This window comes from Paenibacillus sp. FSL H8-0122, from assembly GCF_038005345.1.
In the GTDB taxonomy this organism is placed as follows: domain Bacteria; phylum Bacillota; class Bacilli; order Paenibacillales; family Paenibacillaceae; genus Paenibacillus_AQ.
Genome location: NZ_JBBOTB010000001.1, coordinates 3,338,803 through 3,358,846 on the forward strand (window position 1 = coordinate 3,338,803; position 20,044 = coordinate 3,358,846).

Consider the following 20,044-nt stretch of genomic DNA (forward strand, 5'->3'; position numbering starts at 1 on the left):
AGTGTTTCCTCTTCTTCTAAAATTACCGCGTCATCCCCAGCCGCTTCGCCAATTCACCCAGCTCCTGGCCCTTCAGTGCCCCTTCCACCAGGACAGGCAGCAGTGCCGGAGTACAGGCGAAGCAAGGGGTTCCGTCACGGGCGAGCTGAGCGGCAAGCCGTTCATCATAGGAAGGCTTACCCTCATCGGAGAGGGCCAGCAGCGTCATCGTCCGCACCCCGGATTCCCGCAGCTCGCGCATCCGCCGGACCAGACCGGCCTGATTGCCGTTCTCGTACAGATCCGATACGATAATGAACAGCGTCTTCTTCGGCTCCTCAATGAACTGCTCGCAATACTTCACCGACTTATGAATATCCGTGCCGCCCCCGAGCTGGATGCCGAAGAGCATGTCAACAGGATCATTCGCACATTGCTCCGTCAAGTCTACCACCTCGGTGTCAAAAGCAACGACACGCGTGTTCAGCGCCGGGATACTGGCGAAGATCGAGCCGATCACCGACGCCCAGATCACAGAGCTGGCCATCGAGCCGCTCTGGTCAATATCCACAATGACCGTCCATTCCTTGCTGCGGCGGGCCCGGTCGAAATAGAAGAAGCGCTCGGGGATAATCATCCGCCGCTCCGCATCATAGTGCTTCAGATTGCGCTCGATCGTCCGCTTCCAGTCCAGTCCGCTGAGTGAAGGCAACGGAGAATGCTGCCGCTTGTTAAGTGCTCCGGTAACGGCACGGCGGATATCGGTCTCCAGCAGCTTGACCAGCTCATCCACAAGCGCCTGGACCAGCATCCTTGCGGTTTCTTTGGTTTTCTCCGGGATTTTGCCCTTGAGTGCCAGCAGCGTACCCACCAGCTGGATATCCGGCTTCACTGCCGCCAGCAGCTCCGGCTCGAAGAGCAGCTGCTTCCAGCCCTTGCGCTCCATCGCATCGGTCTGAATGACCGAGACCACATCCTCCGGGAAGAAATTACGCACATCTCCGAGCCACTTGGACAGGTTAACCGCAGCATGTCCCGAGCCTGCACCTCTGCCCTTCGATCCGGCACTCCCGCCTGCCTGACCTGCGCCTGTCTCATTATAGATAGCCGCCAGTGCCGCATCCATAATCAGCTCTTCCTCACTTAGCGTCCGGCCGCTGCCTTGGCCGTAGCCGGGCAAGGCCTCTTCAGCTTCCTGCCCCAGAATCAGCCGCCAGCGTGTAAGGGCACCGTTCTGGTTATCCTCCTTCAGCTCTTCCTTCAACTCTTCTTCACCCATCTACAGATCCCCGAAGTCAAAATCATTCAGATCATCCAGCATTTTGGCTTCCTCCTCCTTCAGTTCTCCTGTCAGAATCTCGGCGGCCTGCTCTGTGTTCACGCCCCACAGCTCACCCAGCAGCTCAGCGATCATCGTCTTCTCACGCGGGGAGAAGGTACTGAACGCCCGGCGCAGGAAGACCAGCGCACGCTTGAATTCCTCATCCTCCAAGGCGTTGATATAGTCATTTAGCTGCTCCCACAGGCTCATTCGCGACAGCAGACCATAGCGGTTACGCATGGACAACCCTTCGAACCAGCCTGCCCCGAGGTCCGCCGGTATCCCCGGAGACAAGCGGCGCGACACCTCCGCCGCTACCTCCCCGGCAGGGATGGCTCCGCGCTCCATCAGGATCGCGCAGGCGAAGCCAGACAGCCGCGGATTGCGGTCATCCCGCTGTGCCAGCTGCAGCAGCTCCTGCAGCCACAGCGCTGTATCCGCAATCTCGCTATGCTCCTGCGAGATGTTGTTCAGGTCATTCATTGCACTTATCATCAGCGCCGCCGCTTCATCATTGCAGCCGCTGGCATCCAGCAGGAACAGGCAGCCCCGGCGGAACAGCTCCTCCAGCAGCGGTACGAACGGGGCCGTATCCACCTTGCGGATGTCGCCATAACCAATGATTTTGGCCAGCTCTCTGGCCGCTGTGGCAATCGAGACAACATCGCGGCTATCCACAGCAAGGCGCTGCAGCACGCGGCTGCTCTCCTCCATCTGCGTGGTCATGGCACACTCGCAGGCGGTGACAATCAGCGCAGAGGCCTCAGCGATAGAGCTGCATTCCAGCAGCTTCTCGCGCAGCACGTAGGCTGCCGCCACCTCAATAGTCTCGCCCAGCAGTGTAGACTCCACGATCTCAATCTCTACCTCCGGCGCCCACTGGAGTATCCAGTGCTCCGCCCAGGTCGCCCCGGACTGGCCGCTCGGCACATTCCGGGCGAAGTGGATGCCGAGCAGCTCCAGCCGGTGGAACAGCACCGAGCGGTGCAGATCGAGATAAGCCGCTTCACTGCTTGACACCCTTCGGTTCTCGCGCAGATCCAGCGTCAGGTCACTGGCTACAGTCGATCTGTACTTCTCCAGCTTGTAGCGCTTCAGCAGCCGGTTCAGGTCATCCTGAATCGGCGTCTGGCTGACGCCATCGGCCAGCCTTCCGATATTCGTACCGACATCCACCCGGGCCAGCGAATCGGCGATAACGGCCAGATCACCGTGGCCGAGCAAGGTCTGTGCGGCATCGCGCAGATCGCGCAGCGTAGGTGCGCTTCCGCCGTGCAGCGCCGCCAGCGACTCTGCCAGCCGCACCGCTTCAATGACTTCGGCCGTGGAGCGGTGTGTCCCTGCTCTGCGCACCATCCGGGCCACAGAGGAGAGATAGAGATGGGGCAGCTCCTCAGCGCGGCCTGAGGCCATCAGCTCCCACATCATCTGGAAGTAGTGCGGAGCCGCGTTGCCCGCACCGTAACCCGACATGGTGGAGAGCTTATAGTAGGAATACGGCATCAGCGTCAGCTTGGTAGAGCGTGCAGGCAATGACGCCAGCTCCGTATCGCTCATCCCCTCCGAGAGATCAGCCAGTGCGGCGGCGTGGTATGCACCGCAGATCACAACAATCTTCTCCGGCAGATGCCCTTCTTCAATCTTGAGCTTAATTCTCCGCCTCATATAAGATTCGCGCAACGCGTTATAAGCATATTCCCGCGGCTGCTCTGCACGCTCCGTGGACTCCGACAGCTCCCGCATCTGGGCAGAGAAGGCCAGTATCGCGGCGCGGTATGCGCCGCTGCTGGCGTTATGCTCGTAATTACGCTCCCAGTACATATCATAGTCATGCTCACCGGCAAGCCGGGCAATCCGGCTGTATACGGACTCCGGCTCACTGACTTCCTCTTCCTCCGGCTCCCCTTGTTCTTCAGCCACAGGCTTCAGCTCCGGGCGTCCGCCGGCATCCTGCCGCAACGCATCCTGCAGCCCCAGCGTTACAGAGGAAGGCAGGTCGATGAACTCTGCCTGTGCTCCATGCTCCTGCGCCCATTTCATCCCCTGATATTCCGGGGAATACACAGCGAACGGCCAGAGTACCGTCCGTACAGGCAGATCCTCGGTGAAGGCCAGAATAGCTACCGGCGGCTTCGTTACCGCATGGGTTAAATGACGGATCTCCCCGCTTGCATCATTCGGCCCCTCAATCAGCACGGCGGTCGGCTGCAGCTCGTTCAAGTATTCCAGGACATGCCTGGCACCGCCCGGAGACAGATGCCGGACTCCGAAGACATGAACGCCGGCAACCGCTGCCCTGCTCACTCGTTCATCTCCTTGCAGGCTTGATAGAGTCCGCGCCAGTCCGCTCCTTTTTTCTTCATTACATTATCCAGATATTCCTTCCACACCAGCTTATCCTTGTCGTCATCCTTGACGATCGCCCCTTGGAGTCCCGCTGCCAGATCCTCGTCGGTCAGCTCTCCGCTCCCGAAGCTTGCCGCCAGAGCCATGCTGTTCGTCAGCAGCGAGATGGCTTCTGCCGTAGAGATTACACCGGCTGGAGTCTTCACCTTCTCCTTCTTGTCGAGAGTCATGCCGCTGCGCAGCTCGCGGAAGATGGTGACCACCTTCAGCAGCGCTTCATCCGCCGGAACAGCAGCCTGCAGCTCATAGGAGGAGGCAATCTCGCCGACACGCTTCTTCACAATGGACAGCTCCGTCTCCAGGTCCGATGGCGCAGGCAGCACAATGATATTGAAGCGCCGCTTCAGGGCAGCCGACATCTCATTGACTCCGCGGTCCCGGGTATTTGCAGTGGCAATAATCGAGAAGCCCTTGCGGGCACTGGTCTCCTTGCCCAGCTCCGGCACGGAGATGGTCTTCTCCGACAGAATCGAGATCAGCGCGTCCTGTACCTCGGAGGCACAGCGGGAGATTTCCTCGAACCGGGCAATGCCGCCGTCCTCCATCGCCCGCATAATCGGGCTCTTGACCAGCGCCTCCGGCGTTGGTCCGTTCGCCAGGAGCATGGCATAGTTCCAGGAATAGCGTACATGCTCTTCGCTGGTTCCCGCTGTCCCCTGAACAACCATGCCTGAGTTGCCATAGATTGCCGCCGCCAGATTCTCGGACAGCCAGGATTTCGCCGTGCCCGGCTCTCCGATCAGCAGCAGTGCCCGGTCGGTGACCAGTGTGGCAACCGCCATCTCGATCAGCCGGGTGTTCCCGATATATTTGGGCGTAATCACGGTCTTGCCCGCCTTGCCGCCAGTAATGAACGTGAGAACTGAACGCGGGGACATCTGCCATCCGGCCGGAATACGCCCGGTGTCCTCCTTGCGCAGAGCCTCCAGCTCATCCTGATAAAGGATTTCGGCAGGCAGACGCATGTAATCCTGAAGCTGATCTTGTTCTGTTGACATGTACACCTCTCCTTGCAACTGTTTTGTGAAAAGCTAAAGTTAAGAATGTATGGCTTCGAGGAACAGGGTAGCTGTTATAAGGGTCAGGTATTCTTGGCACTCCGCAGGCTGTCCAGCACATATTCCAGCTGCTGCTTGCATTCATATCTATAGTTGGGAATAACCGCTTCCACACGGCTGGCATAGCTGGCAGGGAAGCGCTCCATCATTTTAAATACATACAATTCGAAGGTATACGGGTTATGAGGACTCTTAGTCTCCAGGGCACTCATCAACAGTTCCAGACGCTCCGGCTCAGGCATCCCGGCCCTTTCCAGTCCCTTGAAGATGTTGGGAATGAAATCACTGGCACGGCGTTTGGACAGGTCCTGCAGCTTATCAACCAGAAAGTTCCGCACACCCTTGTGACCCGGCCGGGCAAAGGCACTGGCCAGATTCACAGCATTGTGCTGGATGAACCAGTCCAGCCAGCGGGGGTCCCAAGCTGCGGCAATCTCCTGAGCCGGAAGCATCTCCCTGCTGTAAGGCTGTCTGATTCCCGCTGCATCCCACTCTACTTCATAATTCCTCCGGCGGATATCCACAACCTGATCCTCAATGGTATTAATTAGCAGCTGGGAGCGCTGAGCCGCATCCTTGGCCTCCTTACCCACAAGTGCTTTGAGTTTATCCAAGAAGGTTCCGCCGGCGAACCGGTCGAATAGCTCCTTCGGACTTATAGACTGCTGGGCGGCATGGAAATAATGCGGCAGGAAACGCACGCTCCGCTTCTCCAGCTCTGCAAGCTCTGCCAGAGCAGCACCGTCTGGAGTTTTCTCTTTATACAAGGCTGCGTGGTCCAAAAGCGGAATCCAGCCCAGTGACGAGAACCGGGGATACTCTTGAAGGATATAGCTGTAGATTTCATCCAGCTGCGGACTCCGTACCCGGCGAAGAGCGGTAAGGAAGGGAAGAAGCTCATTCCATATCTTGTCTGTCAGCTTCACGCCGTCATTTTTCTGCGGGGCTGCCTGCAGCTCTTCCATGAATAATGCCGCCAGACGGGCACTCACCTCTGCGGAATGCCCGTCCGCCAGCACTCTGCCCAGAATCTCGCGGTCCTTCTTCTGGATGAATGCCTCAACCAGCCGTTCCCCTCCCTGTAACGTACCGCCTGCCGCCAGCGCCGCATAGGCCGCTTCGCGGATGGCTTTCTTCTTGTCCGTGGACCACTCCAGCAGGTTGGGCGTGAATTGTTCATAACCGCCCAGGCATCTGATGGCTGCAGCGCGGACCTCCTCGCTTCCACTCTCGGCAGCGTGGAAGATCTTATCCAGGTATTCGTCTGCACCGACCTTCCAGATTACCTCCAGTTTGCGGACCTCACTTCTTCCCCCTGAGAGATTAAGACTCTCCAGCAGGTGGCTGGCAATGACCGGCCCGTAGGACGGGAGAATATGATTCATCGCATATTCCGCCAGCTCCGCATACGGGTCGTTCAGCGCAGAGACCGCCAGCGGCAGCAATCGCAGGTCCTGGAAGACCCCATCCTTATACGCATCCACTACAATCTCATATCTGCCGCTTCCGGTAGTGGTGAGTGCTTCCAGCACAGGCGCAAGCTTCCGGTAAGTCTGTTTCGTCTGCAGGGTGAACTTTCGAACCGGCAAGGGTCCGGGAGTTCCATCCACGGTTGTCGTTCCCTGAGTGTACAGAACAGACTCCAGCAGCAGGGTATTCTCCTGCAATTGAATGCCCGGGGCAGGACCGTCCGGGCTCCCCGGTTCAATCAGTGCCGTCATTCCCTCGCCTAGCTTCTTAAAGACCGGTGACCGCTCGCCTAGCTGCTGAAATTGCGGAAGCAGCCGCTTCAGGCGGAAATCTCCGGCCGCCAGCTCACTTCCGGCAATATACAGTCTTCTGTATTCCTGATGCAGTTCCTGCAATAACGCTGTGCTCATGGATTGTCCTCCCATATGAATAAAGGTTTGTGGATAATGTTGAATTACTCTAGTACAGCAGACGAATGATCTCTTCGCCCTTAATGACACTCAGCGGCTGGGCACGCAAACGTCCCTGGTCCAGGTCATGCTCGAACATGACCAGAACCGTACAGTTCTCGCGGGCGCCGGCCGGAAGGAACGGCAGCAGCTCTACCGTGCCCTGCGGGACTGACGGAAGATCCTCCAGGAGCAGCCTTGTTCCTTCCCCGTCCGCCATAACATACTGGCCGTTCTCTGTAACGCCCAGATCTGCGGCATGCAGCAGCATGACCGGCTGCTTGTCGCTCAGCGGGTTCTTGATCTGGTTCTTCACCTTCTTGAAGACCTCCGAATATGAACGGTGAGCCTTGGCGGCCGCCCGCTCAAGATCCGTACCTTGCACCGGTCTTGAAGACATGGACTCGTATCTAATCCGGGCATTCATATCCCCGGGATAGGTGTACAGCTGTGGAACCACGGCAATGTCGAAGAAGCTGTCTTCCTCGCGCATCAGCTTCGCCGCCTTGTAAGGGCGGTAGTTAAAGGTCCGGCGGATCTCCCCGCCTTCCGCAGAGAGATCCAGCCAAAAGCCAAGGTCTACGAACTCCTGGCGGGCCGCATCGTTGTAGCTGTAGAAGGATAACTGCAGCAGCTCTGCCCCCTCTTTCACCAGCCCGTATTCCTTCAGCTCGCTAAGCTGCCAGGCATGGCCCAGCCATTCATCAATGGTGGATTCGTGATCGAGCGCCAGCTCCGGGTCCTCGCTCCGGGCCAGCAGATACGTCCGGCCCTTCTTGATAAATGCGTGTAGCCGTGTCAGCTGCTCCACCGCATATGTATAGTTCTGCTCCTGATCCTTGCCGCTGAACATCAGATTCGCGAAGCGGCGCAGCTCAATCTGGGCACCGGACAAATAATAGTTCCCGAGCTGCTTCACATGCCCCTGAAGCGTCTTGGCCGCAGACTTGTCAATCGTGGACAGGCCGCTGCGTACGAAGGAGAGCACCAGCTTTTCCAGCAGATCAAGCCCTTCGAGCTGTGCGTTGATTTTTTTCTTCAGGGCGGATTTGTTAACCTTCTTCGGCTTGGGGTCTGCTCCTTCAGCCGCCTGCTTCACCTTGTTCTCTTCCCGCTTCTCCGCCTTCTCGCGCTTCGATGCGATGTCTTCGGGAACCGGAGCAGGTGTGAACGTCTGGCCTTCGGTATAGGCATACAGCAGACCTAGAGCGTGCTTGCAGGGGAATTGGCGGCTAGGGCAGCTGCAGCGGAAGACCGGGCTGTCTGCTGCGATGAAGTCCACTGAGCACTCATAGGGCGTTTTGCCGCTTCCGGCACATTTTCCGAATAATAGCTCTCCGTTCTCCGACTGATGGAGCTCCACAAAGCTCTTTTTGCGGACCAGCCCCTGGCCGTTCTTGATCGCAGCAGCATTGGGTGCAAGTGAATCGACGTACGTGGATGTTAGCTCTGGCAAATTAGATTCCTCCCGGCTGAATTAGGATGTAAGCAGAATGAATAAACGTGCATACGGGGCACAAGTATTTATTACCCAGCTTCACATGAAACGACTACAAATAGGATCATATGTTTGCATTTATTTTAGCAAATCTTAGCGTCCGATCCAATAGTGTAACCGCTTTCAGATGAAAAATGGGTGATAGGTCCTATATTCACTTCTAGTCAAGCTCCGTTCTAAGCCGTTTATGTACACTCTATAGTCGAACAAAAAAAACGGCCAGCCCTCCTAAAAGACAGCTGCCGTTCCTGCTTCCCCGCAGGGATATTTTATTTGAACCAGCCCTTCTCCTTAAACCGCGTAATCGCCTCAATCCGGTTGCCCACATCCAGCTTGTCCAGAATGACCGAGATATAGTTGCGGACCGTTCCGGTGGTGATGTAGAGCTGGCTGGCGATCTCCTTCGTATTCTTGCCGTCGGCAATCAGCCCCAGCACTTCCTTCTCCCGCTCGGTCAGCGGATTCGCTTCCTTGCTGTAGGCTTCATCCATCAGTTCCGGCGCATACATCCGTTTGCCGTCCATGACACTGCGGATCGACAGCGCCAGTTCCTCACTGGGACTGTCCTTAAGCAGATAGGCATCCACTCCGGCCTTGACCGCACGCTCGAAGTACCCTGCCCGGGCAAACGTGGTCAGAATCATGATTTTGCAGCCTGCCCCCTTCAGGGCTTCTGCCGCTTCCAGGCCCGTCATAGCCGGCATCTCAATATCCATAATACAGATATCCGGCTGCAGCTGCTTCACCAGCTTCACAGCCTCTTCCCCGTTGCTCGCCTTGCCGACCACCCTCATGTCTTCCTCCAGGTCCAGCAGCGCCGACAGTGCTCCCAGCAGCATCCGCTGGTCTTCGGCTATCACGATTGATATCATTGCGCGTTCACCTCCATGTCCGGCTGCTGCGACGCATTCGGCACCTTAATCACTAGCGTAGTTCCTTCATCCTGGATCACTTCCATCGAACCGTTCACGAACTCCAGCCGCTCCCGCATTCCCTGCAGGCCATGCCCCTTATGATACAGCCTGGTCCCCTCAATCCCCGTGCCGTTATCCTTCACCTTAATCACCAGGTCTGTCCGGGAAGGCTCAATCTGGATCAGGCAGAGCGAGGCGCCGCTATGCTTCACCACGTTGGTTACGGCCTCCTTCATGCACATGCTCAGCACATTCTCGGTAATCAGTGAGGTATTGGTCAGAACGGGATCACCCTCCAGCATATAACCGATCTCCGCCGCCTGGAGGAATTGCCGGATGCGCACCAGCTCATCTTCAACCCGGATGCCCCGCATCTGTGTGATCATCTCCCGGACTTCCTTAAGCGCGCTGCGGGCGGTTACGCGGACATCGTTAATTTCGATCATGGCCTGTGCCGGATTCTTGGTGATCAGCTTGCCGGCCAGGTCACTCTTCAGTCCGATCAGTGACAGGCGTTGTCCCAGCGTATCATGCAGATCCCGGGAGATCCGCTGACGCTCTTCCATAATGCCCAGCTCGGAGATCCGTTTGTTGGCATCCTCCAGCTGTTCCTCCAGCTTATCCTGCCTGTTGCGGTTATAGGTTGTAACCGGAAGCAGCACCACAGCAATGATACTGACCAGCACGAACGGCAGCTGCGAGAGGAATACGGGATTGCGCATAATCAGCTCATAGTTAATGGCTACAATCGTCGTCAGCAGATGGATCGGATAGAGGGTGAAGAAGGCCGCCCTTTTCTGAATATTCCCGATAAAAAAAGCCAGAAACAGCGCAAAGTACATGTATCCGAACAGCAGCGTCATCGTAACAGAAACTATCATCTGCACACTGGTCCAGAAATAGACTACCCAGCCCCTGGCCTTAAACGACAGCACGTAGCAGGCGAAGAAGACCATAATCATCAGAATGCCATACACCCAGCGGTCCGCCGAGGAGGATCGGAAGATGAAATAGAACGGAAGAATGTAAAAAACAACCCATACATAAGGGCTCAGTCCCGTACTTTTATGAAAAATATGATGCCACTTCTGCATGTTAGCCATCCTTTTTGCCAGCAAGTTTATACCCCCATTTTAACATAAACCAGCCTCCGACCGGCAACTTCCTTCGAAACAACCTGTGTGTATTCTAAAAAAGAAAGACCAGACCCGGCATCCTGCTCTCCGGATCTGTCTTTCTGCATATTATCAAGTTACCGCTTCTATTCGCTCTGGAACCCCGGTTTGATTACCTTCAGTCCCTCTTTCACGGCAGGCTCACTCTTGCGCAACCGCTGCTTCAACTGCTTGAAGCTGACGAAGACCTTATGCTCTTCATCCCAAAGACGGTATTTCAGCGCTTCGAGACTGGTGCTGAGTGTAATGGTGGTTGCCTTTTGCAAAGGCGGGCTGGCATTGTGAGCCAATTCCAGATTATAATTCGGCACCTTTGGACTCAAGTGATGCACATGGTGAAATCCGATATTGCCGGTAATCCATTGCAGTAGCTTAGGCAGCTTATAGTAAGAGCTTCCTTCTACAGCGGCGTTCACGTAGCTCCACTCTTCATCATGCTCGAAGTAAGTATGTTCGAACTGGTGCTGTACATAGAACAGCCAGATGCCGAGGAACCCGGACACGAACACTATTGGAAGTTGCACCAACAGGAACGCCTGCCAGCCAATGAGCAGAATAATTCCAGTATATAGAGCCACAATGGACACATTGGTCAGGTAGGTATTCATGCGCTCCTTGCGTCTTGCCCCTTTGGCATTGAACCGGTACTGGATGAGGAATACGGCAATCGGTCCGATGACGAACATTACCAGCGGGTTGCGGTAGATCCGGTAATAGAGCCGCTGAAGCGGCTTGGCAGCCACATATTCATCCACCGTCATGATCCAGATATCCCCGATGCCTCTTTTGTCGAGATTGCTGCTTCCGGCATGATGAATCGAATGACTGTGCTTCCACTGGCGGTAAGGGACCAGGGTAAGCACACCGGTGATGGTGCCGACAATATCATTGGCCTTGCGGTTCTTGAAGAACGACCCGTGACAGCAGTCATGAAAAATAATAAAGGTGCGGATGACAAAGCCGGCAGCCGGAATAGCGAACAGCAGCGTCAGCCAGTAGGACACGGATAAGCTGAAGTAAGCGGCGGTCCATAATAACACTAGCGGACCAAGCGTATTAATGAGCTGTTTTATGCTCGTGCTGAGGTCTGTTTTCTCGTAAGGGGCTACGCTTTTCTTCAATGTAGAGAGCTGGGGTATCTGGTTGTTGGTCATCGGGATCGGTTCCTCCTCGGATGCATCCATTCAAGGATACTTCTTATATTTCCAGTATAAAGAAAGAAGTGTCATCCCCGTAAGTCATAAATATCAACTCTGATGTATGACAAATGTCATAGTCGGCTCTGGAGTGCTTGTCTGCCCACCTCTTTCGTTCTGAGCAGCGGCAGCAGAATCAGCACCGCAATCAGGAACAACACGCCGCTCCCCGTGAAGACTGCGGACAGAGAGAGCATTCCTTTAGCATAGCCGGCTACAGACATTCCAATCACCATGAAGCCCATGAACATCGGCCCCATAATGCCGCCCACCCTGCCCATATAAGCAGTCTCCGTATGACGGATCAGCAGTGTATTGATACCGATATGAATACAAGGGTAAAAGAATCCGCTAACCGTCTGGAGCACCAGCGTGAGCGCTGTGTGATGCGACCAGCCTACTCCTACCGTTCCTGCCGCACTGATCAGCAGGCCTAGGGATAACATTGTCTGCGGCTTCATAGTTTTGCCTTTACTCATAATAAACATTCCGCCCAGCAGCATCGCCGCTCCATTCGCCATCATCACCCACTGCAGGAAGCCTTTGTCTCTGCCCAGATTCTCCATAATGATGAAGACACCCAGCGGCTGAACCAGTCCGGCGGCAAGCCCGGCGAAGGCAAACGTTACTCCAAGGTTCTTCAGTACCCGGCTTGCACGCACATAATTCAGTCCGGATATCATCTCCGCCAGGAACCCGCTGCGGGCCTGTCCGGTCTCCTCCATCCGGTCAGCGGGCAGCTTGACCAGAATGAGCGCCGAGCCGATGAACATCCCGCCCATCACAGCAAGTGAGGCCTCAATGCCGTAATGACTATAGATGAAGGTGCCGATCACAGGGCCAATGACCATGAAGAATGCTGTAAGCGACTGAAACATGGCCATAACCCTCTGCAGCTGCTCTTCAGGCACGTGCTGCTTAAGCAGCTTCATCGCTGAAGGCTGTGAGAACTGGGACAGGACGGCCGACACCATTGTTGCAAACAACAGGGCGTGCCATGAGCCTGACATAACCACCAGCAGTACAACAAAGATTGAGCACGCGGACAACAGATCGCTTACGATCATGGTCCGTTTGGGACGCCAGCGGTCTGCGAAGGTTCCCCCGATGATGGCGAACAGAAACAGCGGGCCGTATTCAGCCACCGAAATGAGCGAGACATAATAAGGATCATTCTGCGTAATCTCCGTCACATACAGCAGAATCGCAAAATTCCGCACCCATACCCCGAGCTGCAATAGCACATTTGACAGCATAATCGTCCGTACATACTTGTTACTTAACACGTTAACATCCTCCATCATTTGAATATATTCTAAATAGATAAATATCTAATCTGTATATTAATATATAGACTTTTATTTTATTTGTCTAGTTATTAATAGATAAATTTTATTTTATCTATTAAAACACAAATAAGGATGGATGATTATGAAGGGATGCTTCATAAGAGGCGTTTGGCGCGTTTTCCTGGAAATAACGTCTTTCAGGTCCGTTAAGGCTGGATTGATGGCGTAAAAATAACTAGGTGCATAGCGAGTCGGAGAACTGGCGGATGGCCGATAGTTTGGTAGGCGGTTGGTAGTCAGGCAGGATGGCGTTCAGGTGGGTGACTCTCAGGGGGGTGTCTGGAATATCCTCATCAAGTTCCATTTGGAAGACAAAGTTAATCCGTGAATGTATAAAGAAATCGCTCCTTTGGGGATGGTTGGGTGGTACCTCCATTTACCAAAACGAGCGATTTTTTTTGTTTCTTTTTTAAGGTTCCGTCCTATTCAATTGCATATTACTCGCCCGGGCTAAGCCTGCTTCACATGCTCCTCACGGTACTCTGTGGGCGTCTTGCCGGTCGCTTTTTTGAATACCTGGGTGAAGTATCTCGGGTCCTGATAGCCGACCAGCGGCGCGACCTGATACACTTTCACATTGCTGCTGCGCAGAATGTATTTGGCGTTCTCTATCCGGCAGTGGGTGACGAATTCGAGGAACGTGTAGCCGGAGATTTGCTTGAACAGAGTGCAGAAATGGCTGATGCTGAGATCGGCCACCTCGGATACCTCCTCGATGCTGAGATCCTTATGGTAATTGGATTCAATGTACCGCTGGACCTTCTCAATGATGCTCCGGCCGTCCTCCCGGGCTGCGGTCTTATGACTCTGCTCCAGCCAGTCGCGGAAGGTGGTCTTCAGGACATTCATCATGTCCGGCAACGTGCCCAGTCCGTTCAGCTTGCTGAACAGCCCTTCAATGGACCAGTCATTATGCGTATTCAGATGTTCGAATTGCCGGTATAGCACCACACTCATCTCAATCATCAGGCGCTCCGCCAGCGGCTGGGGCAAGCTCTGGGCTTCAATGAATACGGACATCTCGTCAAAAAGAGTCAGCATCCGCTCCATATTCAGAGTACGGATGCTCTCAATCAGCGACAGCTCCAGCTCCTTCGGATACTGCACCTCGCGGTTGCCTGCCGCTGCTGTCTCTTCTTCCAGGAAGACACCGGCCTGGCCGGAATAGAAGCGCTGGTATAGCGCCTGGGAGGCTAACGGGTATACCGTGCTAAGCTGATCAATCCCGCTGGTGCTTCTGCTGATGCCGACAGAGCAATTCAGCTTGGAATAGCGCTTGATTCCCGCTATAAGCTGCTCCCCGAGTTCCCGCTTGCCATCATTCAGAGTGGCCGGGAAGAGCAGAATCCATTCCCCGTTATAGAAGGGAAAGATGGACAATGCCCCGTTCGTAAGCGACCACTCCTCCAGGATATTGCGCACAGCAAACAGCCACAGACGCTTCTCCTCGGCGCTCCATTTCGCCGTCAAGGCGGCGTAGTCGTCCAGACGGACCACAGCCATGAAGTATTCTCCCTCCAGCTCGCTGTTCTCCAGCCACGCAAGGTGCTGCAGCGGCCGCGGATTGCCCAGCGTGAATTCGGCCAGCATGCGCTCGCGGGCCAGCAGCGACAGGGTCTGCACCGAGAGCATAAGCTGCTCGTTCTCCTTCTGGCGGTCCAGGCGCTCCCTGGCCCGCTTAAGCATCTCCACCAGCTCGTCATGGTCAATCGGCTTCAGCAAGTAATCAAAGGCCCCCAGCCGCAGGGCCTCCCTGGCATATTCGAATTCCCCGTAGCCGCTGATGAAGATGAAGATCAACTTGGCGCTGCGCGGCAGCACCTCCTTCATCAGCGTGATCCCGTCAATCACCGGCATGCGGATGTCGCTGATAATGATGTGTGGTGCGGTCTGCTGAATCTGCTGCAAGGCAGCCTCCCCGTTCTTCGCTTCCCCCACAATGCTCAGGCCCAGTTCATCCCATGGAATCGCAACCTTCAGGCTGCGCAGTATAATCGGCTCATCATCTACGAGCAGTACCTTATATTTCTCCTGCTGCTCATTCATCACTTACACCCCCAGGCTTATTGACCCGAAGAACTCCGGATCAGATTCCAATACTGCTTGGACGCATCCTGCAGCTGCTGCAGGGCCTGCTCCGCCTGCAGCCCTCCGTCAATCATCTCCTCGATGACACTGAGGAAGGTCTTCTTCACTTCAGGCGATAACAGATTGTCATACGGGACGAAGCTCTGCTCATTCTCCTCCATCATATCCATCACCTGGGCGAAGACCGGTCCGGTCTTCTCCGGGTCAAATGCAATCCGCATCGACGGAATTCGGAGTCCCTCATAGACAATCCGCGTCTGAATCTCTTTCGTATAGAAGCCCTTCATCAATTCCAGGGCCGCTGTCCGCTTCGCTCCGGTGAGGCTCGAAGACAGCCCGATGCCAATCGTATACCCTCCGGCGATAGACGGCTCTGTGCCGGCCTCCCGCGCAGGGAAGGGAATGACTCCAACCCGGCTCTGGAAATCGTCCGGGGCATTGTCCCCCGAGAATAAATTGATATCCCAGTTGCCGTTCAGGTACATGGCTGCCCTGCCCTCAGTGAACAGACGGACCGCACCCTCGGTGGAGGTATCATTAGAGTCCTCACTGAAATAGCCTGCCTTCACCCATCTGTTCAGGTGCCGGAACGCTTCCAGGTAGCCGCTGTTCTGGAAGCTCGACCTATCCTCGCCAGTAACCAGCTTCTGAATCAACTCCGGACCCGCGTAGCGGTCCATCAGATAATGGGCGAATATCCCCGCAGGCCAGCGGTCTTCGTTCCCCAGCGCAAACGGGATATACCCCGCTGCCTTCAGCTTCGCCATCACCGTATCCAGCTCGGCCAACGTAGCCGGAGTGTTAATGCCCAGCTTGGTGAAGATTTTTTTATTGTAATAGAGCGGTTCCGCATTGCCCTCGATCGGCAGTCCGTAGATATGCTTGTTGAACGTCCAGAGATGCAGATCCTTGAACTGGTTGCTGAGACCGTTCTGGGCAGTGAAATCGGTCAGATCCATCAGCCGGGCTGAACGCACGTAGGGCTCGATCTCCGCTCCGCCGAACAGAACGAACATATCGGGCGGTGTGCCGGTTACCATCTCACTCTTCAGCTTCTGCTCCCGGTGGATATTCTGGTCCAGTCCCTCGAAGTTTACCTTCACATTCGGATGGCTCTCCTGGTAGCTGCGCACAACCTCCTCGAAGATCGCCAGCAGCGGCCGGTCATGCTCCTTAATCCAGAAATGCCGGAAGGTCAGTGTGATCTTCTCAGGCGAGGTATCCTCGATCTGCTCCCGGTCCTCCTGCATAATGAACCATACGGCGCCTGACATCAGCACAATATAGAGGAGAATCCATCCCCAGTTGGTCAACCATCTAAGCACATGCCGCTGATCCTTCATTTGGCTTCTCCCCCTCATGTCGGCTGTATCCTCGGAATCCGGATGCAGATGGCTGATCCGAAGCCCGGTGAAGAACAGACCAGAATACCATAGGGATTGCCGAACCGGATGTTCAGGCGCTCATGCACATTTTTCAGCCCAACCCCGCTGTCGCTGTATTTCTTGAGATTGCTCCGCTCCTTGTTCCACTGGCTCATCAGCACCTCAAGATCGAAGCCCGGCCCGTTATCCTGCACAATAATGATAATATCCTTGCCGTTCTCCTGAGCGGTGACTGTAATGGTCCCGTGCTCCTCCATCTGCTCAATGGCATGATACAAAGCGTTCTCCACAATCGGCTGAACAATCAGCTTCTGGGTCATCACGTATTTCAGCGGCTCAGGCAAGTCCAGCTCATAGGAGAATTTGTCCTCGAACCGGAACTTCTGGATATCCAGGTAATGGCGGACATGCTCGAACTCCATCTGCAGCGGGATCAGCTCCTGATTCTGACTGATGCTGATCCGCAGCAGCCTGCCGAGCGAGATGACCATTTTGCTGATATCCCGGTTGCCTGCCAGCACCGCCATGGAGTTGATCGATTCCAGTGAATTATAGATGAAATGCGGGTTGATCTGGGCCATCAGCGCCTGCATCTCCGCTTCCTTCTTGCGTCCCTGCTCGGTCTGGACCTGGTCAATCAGCTCATTGATCTGCGAGCTCATCCGGTTGAAGCCGTCAATCAGGGAATCGCTCTCATCATTGGCCCGCAGCGGTACCGGAATCGGGGTGAAGATCCCCTGCTTGACCCGCTTCATGCCGTTCACGGCACTGTTAATGCTGCGGACAAGCCTGCGGATGAAATAACGGTCGAACAGGAAGGCCGACAGCAGCGACACCATCCCGAGAATAATCGCAATATTGCGGATGGAGACCGATTCGGAGGAGATCAGGTTCATCGGCGTAATGGCCGCCAGATACCAGTCCGCGTTATGTGAAGGCAGGAAAGTGATCAGTGACCGCTCCCCCTGATAATTGTCAATGTAATAGTCCTGCTCCTGGTTATAATTCTCCTGTAAAAAAGGAAAATCCGTCCGTTCCCCGATATGCTCCCCGGACTTGTTAAAGACGATATTCCCCTGCTTGTTGACCAGCAGGATATCCCCTTTCTTCAGGGTCGCAGCCTCCCAGAAAATCTGATCAAGCAGATCCGGCTTCACATATACAACCAGATAGCCGATATCCTCCAGCGAATAATAGTCCTTAATCACTCTGGCATGGACCAGCACCGGCTTATCGCCGCTGGCCGAGCCGTTCTCTCCGGGACCGGACCATATAGGACGCCCTTCGGCACCTTCCATGGCTCCGAACCAGACCTGCTTGTGCATATCTGCAAAAGACATCGGCGCATTGTATTGATACAACAGCCGGTCTTTCCCGTACAGGCTGAACGAGGTGATCATCGGATGATTAATCAGCAGGTTGTTGATTTCCTGCTTGCGGTCATAGGTGAGGACGAAATTCTGCTGCTTCAGCGACTGCTGGATCGCAGGCTGCGTGATCGCTGAATTGGTGATCGATGAAATCTCACTGAGGGCGAACTTCAGCTTGCGGTCCGTCTCCAGCAGGGAGATCCAGTAGAAATTACTTGATTTCTTCTCCATAGCATTCGAATAATTCACATACGTCACAATCCCCATGACAATCACGGGAATGAATACTAGAAGAATAATAGCGAACAAGATTTTGCGGCGGAGCTTCATGACGGGTCCCTTCCTCCTGCGGTCTCTGTCCAAATAGAAGAATTCATAGGTTTCACACGATTACTTATCCTTCTATTTCTCGCTGAAACGGTACCGTCCTTACAAAGGACGGCAAAGCCGTTTCCACTTGATTATTATTCTTCACAGCATTCTGTAAATCCTTTTACTTACCAAATAGACAGAGAGTTAACTCTTGATGGCACCTGAAGTCAGTCCGGCAATGACCCAGCGGCTGAACAGCAGGAAGACAACCAGCAGCGGCAGCGTGGCCGTGAAGGTAGCGGACATAATCATCCCGTAATCAAGCCCGTCACGTGTAGTGAACAGTTGCTGCAATGCAATCTGAATCGTGAAATGCTCCTTGTTCTTCAAGACCACCAGCGGCCAGAAGAAGTCATTCCATACCGTCATGAAATTCAGAATACCCAGGGTAGCCATCGCGGGTGTAATGACCGGAACGGCAATCCTCCAGAAAATCCGGAAGTGGCCTCCCCCGTCAATACGTCCGGCTTCAATCAGCTCGGTAGGCACGGCCGAGGAGATGTACTGCCGCATCCAGAAGATTCCGAAAGCATTGACCATAGCCGGAACAATCAGCGCCTTGAAGCTGTCGATCCAGTGAAGCTTGGCCATAATGACATAGGTTGGCAGTACGCCGAGCTGCTGGGGAACGATCAGGGTGGCAATAACGAATACGAACAGCACGTTTTTACCGGGGAATTCATATTTGGCAAAAGCATACCCGGCCAGCGTACAGAAGAACACGACCGAGACCGTCACCATGGACGAGACGAACAGCGAGTTGCCGAGCGCCTGGAAGAAGTCCGATTTGTCCAGCACCCGCTTGAAGTTCTCGAAGAACTGGTCTCCGATGGTCAACAGCGGCGGTACGTGGAATACGGCTCCCTTGTCATTGGTCCCGACCACAAACATCCAATAGAACGGGAAGATGGAGACCAGTGCTCCGAGAATCAGGAGAAGATAGAAGCCCAGCTTGCCGAAGAAGCCGAGATCATCCGGTTTTTTTCTGAACATACGCAGTGTGCTCACGCTTTTTTCCCTCCAGTCTGTCTGCCGCCGCCTCTGGAGATCAGCATATTGAGGACAGAGAACAGAATCGTAACGAGGAACAGCAGAACCGCTGTAGCCGCCGCTGTGCCGAAGAAGCCGTTGCGGAAGGCCTCACTGTACAAATAAGTAACCATCGTAATCCCTTCCTGCCGGGTAGATCCGGTGCCGGATTGGCCGAGGAAGACATAAGGCTCTGTGAAGAGCTGCAGCGCACCAATGGTGGATTGCAGGGACACGAAGATAATAAACGGCTTAAGCAAGGGCAGTGTAATGAAGAACAGCTGCTGTCTGCGGTTGGCCCCGTCGATTTTGGCCGATTCGTACAGATCCATCGGAATACTCTGCAGGCCCGAGAGGAACAGGATCGCATTGTAGCCCGTCCAGCGCCACATGACCATCGTGGAGATGGCAATTTTGACCCCCCACCAGCCGGAATTGAAGGCCATGCTCTCTACCCCGATTCCGTTAAGCAGCCAGTTGATCATCCCGTTATTGCCGAACAGCGTACTGAATACCAGCGTAACCGCCACGATCGAAGTGATATTCGGCATGAAATAGAGGATGCGGAAGGTCTTCTTGAACCGGGTCATCCCCGAATGCAGCAGCACCGCCAGAAGCAGCGCCAGCATAACCTGCGGCACAGTACCCATAAGCCCCATAATCAGCGTGTTGCTGAAAGAGATCCAGAACGTCGGGTCCGTGGTGATCAGCTCGAAGTTTTTGAAGCCCACATATTTCATTGGACCCAAGGCGTCCCACTTGAAGAACGATAAATAGAATGTGAAGAAGATTGGATATAGTCCGAATATCGAGAACAGAATAAAGAACGGTGAAATGAAAGTATACGCAGTGATGCGGCTCCGTCTTTGTTCAGTGAAGAAAGGTCGTTTGCTCTCGGCATGCGGACTCGTAATTACGGGCTCAGCCATGTCACACCTCCAGAGAATTCATATCTAAATCCGGATTCACAGAGAGATTACTCCGT

The 20,044-nt window shown here is 54.7% G+C and carries 14 protein-coding genes; all 14 read right to left on the reverse strand.

Features of this window, described 5'->3' with window-relative positions:
- Nucleotides 1-22: 22 nt before the first annotated feature.
- Complete coding sequence (locus tag NSS64_RS14650; RefSeq protein ID WP_341140579.1) at nucleotides 23-1,258, reverse strand: VWA domain-containing protein; 1,236 nt, start codon at nucleotides 1,256-1,258, stop codon at nucleotides 23-25.
- Nucleotides 1,259-3,604: a DUF5682 family protein gene (locus tag NSS64_RS14655; protein ID WP_341140580.1), complete on the reverse strand. Its 2,346-nt coding sequence runs from the start codon at nucleotides 3,602-3,604 to the stop codon at nucleotides 1,259-1,261.
- On the reverse strand, nucleotides 3,601-4,704 hold the full coding sequence (locus tag NSS64_RS14660) for an AAA family ATPase (RefSeq protein ID WP_076074576.1): 1,104 nt from the start codon (nucleotides 4,702-4,704) through the stop codon (nucleotides 3,601-3,603). Before NSS64_RS14660 ends, NSS64_RS14655 begins: the two co-directional genes overlap by 4 nt.
- Before the next feature lie 83 nt (nucleotides 4,705-4,787).
- The gene (locus NSS64_RS14665; RefSeq protein ID WP_341140581.1) at nucleotides 4,788-6,644 is read right to left on the reverse strand and encodes a HEAT repeat domain-containing protein; all 1,857 of its coding nucleotides are present in this window, start codon (nucleotides 6,642-6,644) and stop codon (nucleotides 4,788-4,790) included.
- A 49-nt stretch (nucleotides 6,645-6,693) separates the two neighbouring features.
- A complete protein-coding gene (locus tag NSS64_RS14670) occupies nucleotides 6,694-8,139 on the reverse strand; it encodes an SWIM zinc finger family protein (RefSeq protein WP_341140582.1) in 1,446 nt (481 codons plus the stop codon).
- A gap of 311 nt (nucleotides 8,140-8,450) precedes the next feature.
- Nucleotides 8,451-9,053: a response regulator transcription factor gene (locus NSS64_RS14675; RefSeq protein ID WP_340941233.1), complete on the reverse strand. Its 603-nt coding sequence runs from the start codon at nucleotides 9,051-9,053 to the stop codon at nucleotides 8,451-8,453.
- Nucleotides 9,050-10,189: a sensor histidine kinase gene (locus tag NSS64_RS14680; protein ID WP_341140583.1), complete on the reverse strand. Its 1,140-nt coding sequence runs from the start codon at nucleotides 10,187-10,189 to the stop codon at nucleotides 9,050-9,052. The genes NSS64_RS14675 and NSS64_RS14680 overlap by 4 nt, the downstream gene beginning before the upstream one ends.
- Nucleotides 10,190-10,356: 167 nt before the next feature.
- On the reverse strand, nucleotides 10,357-11,424 hold the full coding sequence (locus NSS64_RS14685; protein ID WP_340753985.1) for a fatty acid desaturase: 1,068 nt from the start codon (nucleotides 11,422-11,424) through the stop codon (nucleotides 10,357-10,359).
- 116 nt (nucleotides 11,425-11,540) lie between these two features.
- Nucleotides 11,541-12,752, reverse strand: coding sequence for an MFS transporter (locus tag NSS64_RS14690; protein WP_341140584.1), 1,212 nt, complete (start codon nucleotides 12,750-12,752; stop codon nucleotides 11,541-11,543).
- Nucleotides 12,753-13,265: 513 nt separating this feature from the next.
- Nucleotides 13,266-14,861, reverse strand: coding sequence for a response regulator (locus NSS64_RS14695; protein WP_341140585.1), 1,596 nt, complete (start codon nucleotides 14,859-14,861; stop codon nucleotides 13,266-13,268).
- Between the two features lie 17 nt (nucleotides 14,862-14,878).
- Nucleotides 14,879-16,246 carry an ABC transporter substrate-binding protein gene (locus NSS64_RS14700; protein WP_341140586.1) on the reverse strand — a complete coding sequence of 456 codons (1,368 nt, stop codon included), beginning with the start codon at nucleotides 16,244-16,246 and terminating at the stop codon, nucleotides 14,879-14,881.
- Between the two features lie 14 nt (nucleotides 16,247-16,260).
- Nucleotides 16,261-17,988: a cache domain-containing sensor histidine kinase gene (locus NSS64_RS14705; RefSeq protein ID WP_340941239.1), complete on the reverse strand. Its 1,728-nt coding sequence runs from the start codon at nucleotides 17,986-17,988 to the stop codon at nucleotides 16,261-16,263.
- A 186-nt stretch (nucleotides 17,989-18,174) separates the two neighbouring features.
- A complete protein-coding gene (locus tag NSS64_RS14710; RefSeq protein WP_036729216.1) occupies nucleotides 18,175-19,038 on the reverse strand; it encodes a carbohydrate ABC transporter permease in 864 nt (287 codons plus the stop codon).
- Entirely contained in the window at nucleotides 19,035-19,988 is a 954-nt protein-coding gene (locus NSS64_RS14715) for a carbohydrate ABC transporter permease (protein ID WP_340941242.1), read from the reverse strand. The genes NSS64_RS14710 and NSS64_RS14715 overlap by 4 nt, the downstream gene beginning before the upstream one ends.
- Nucleotides 19,989-20,044 lie beyond the last annotated feature (56 nt).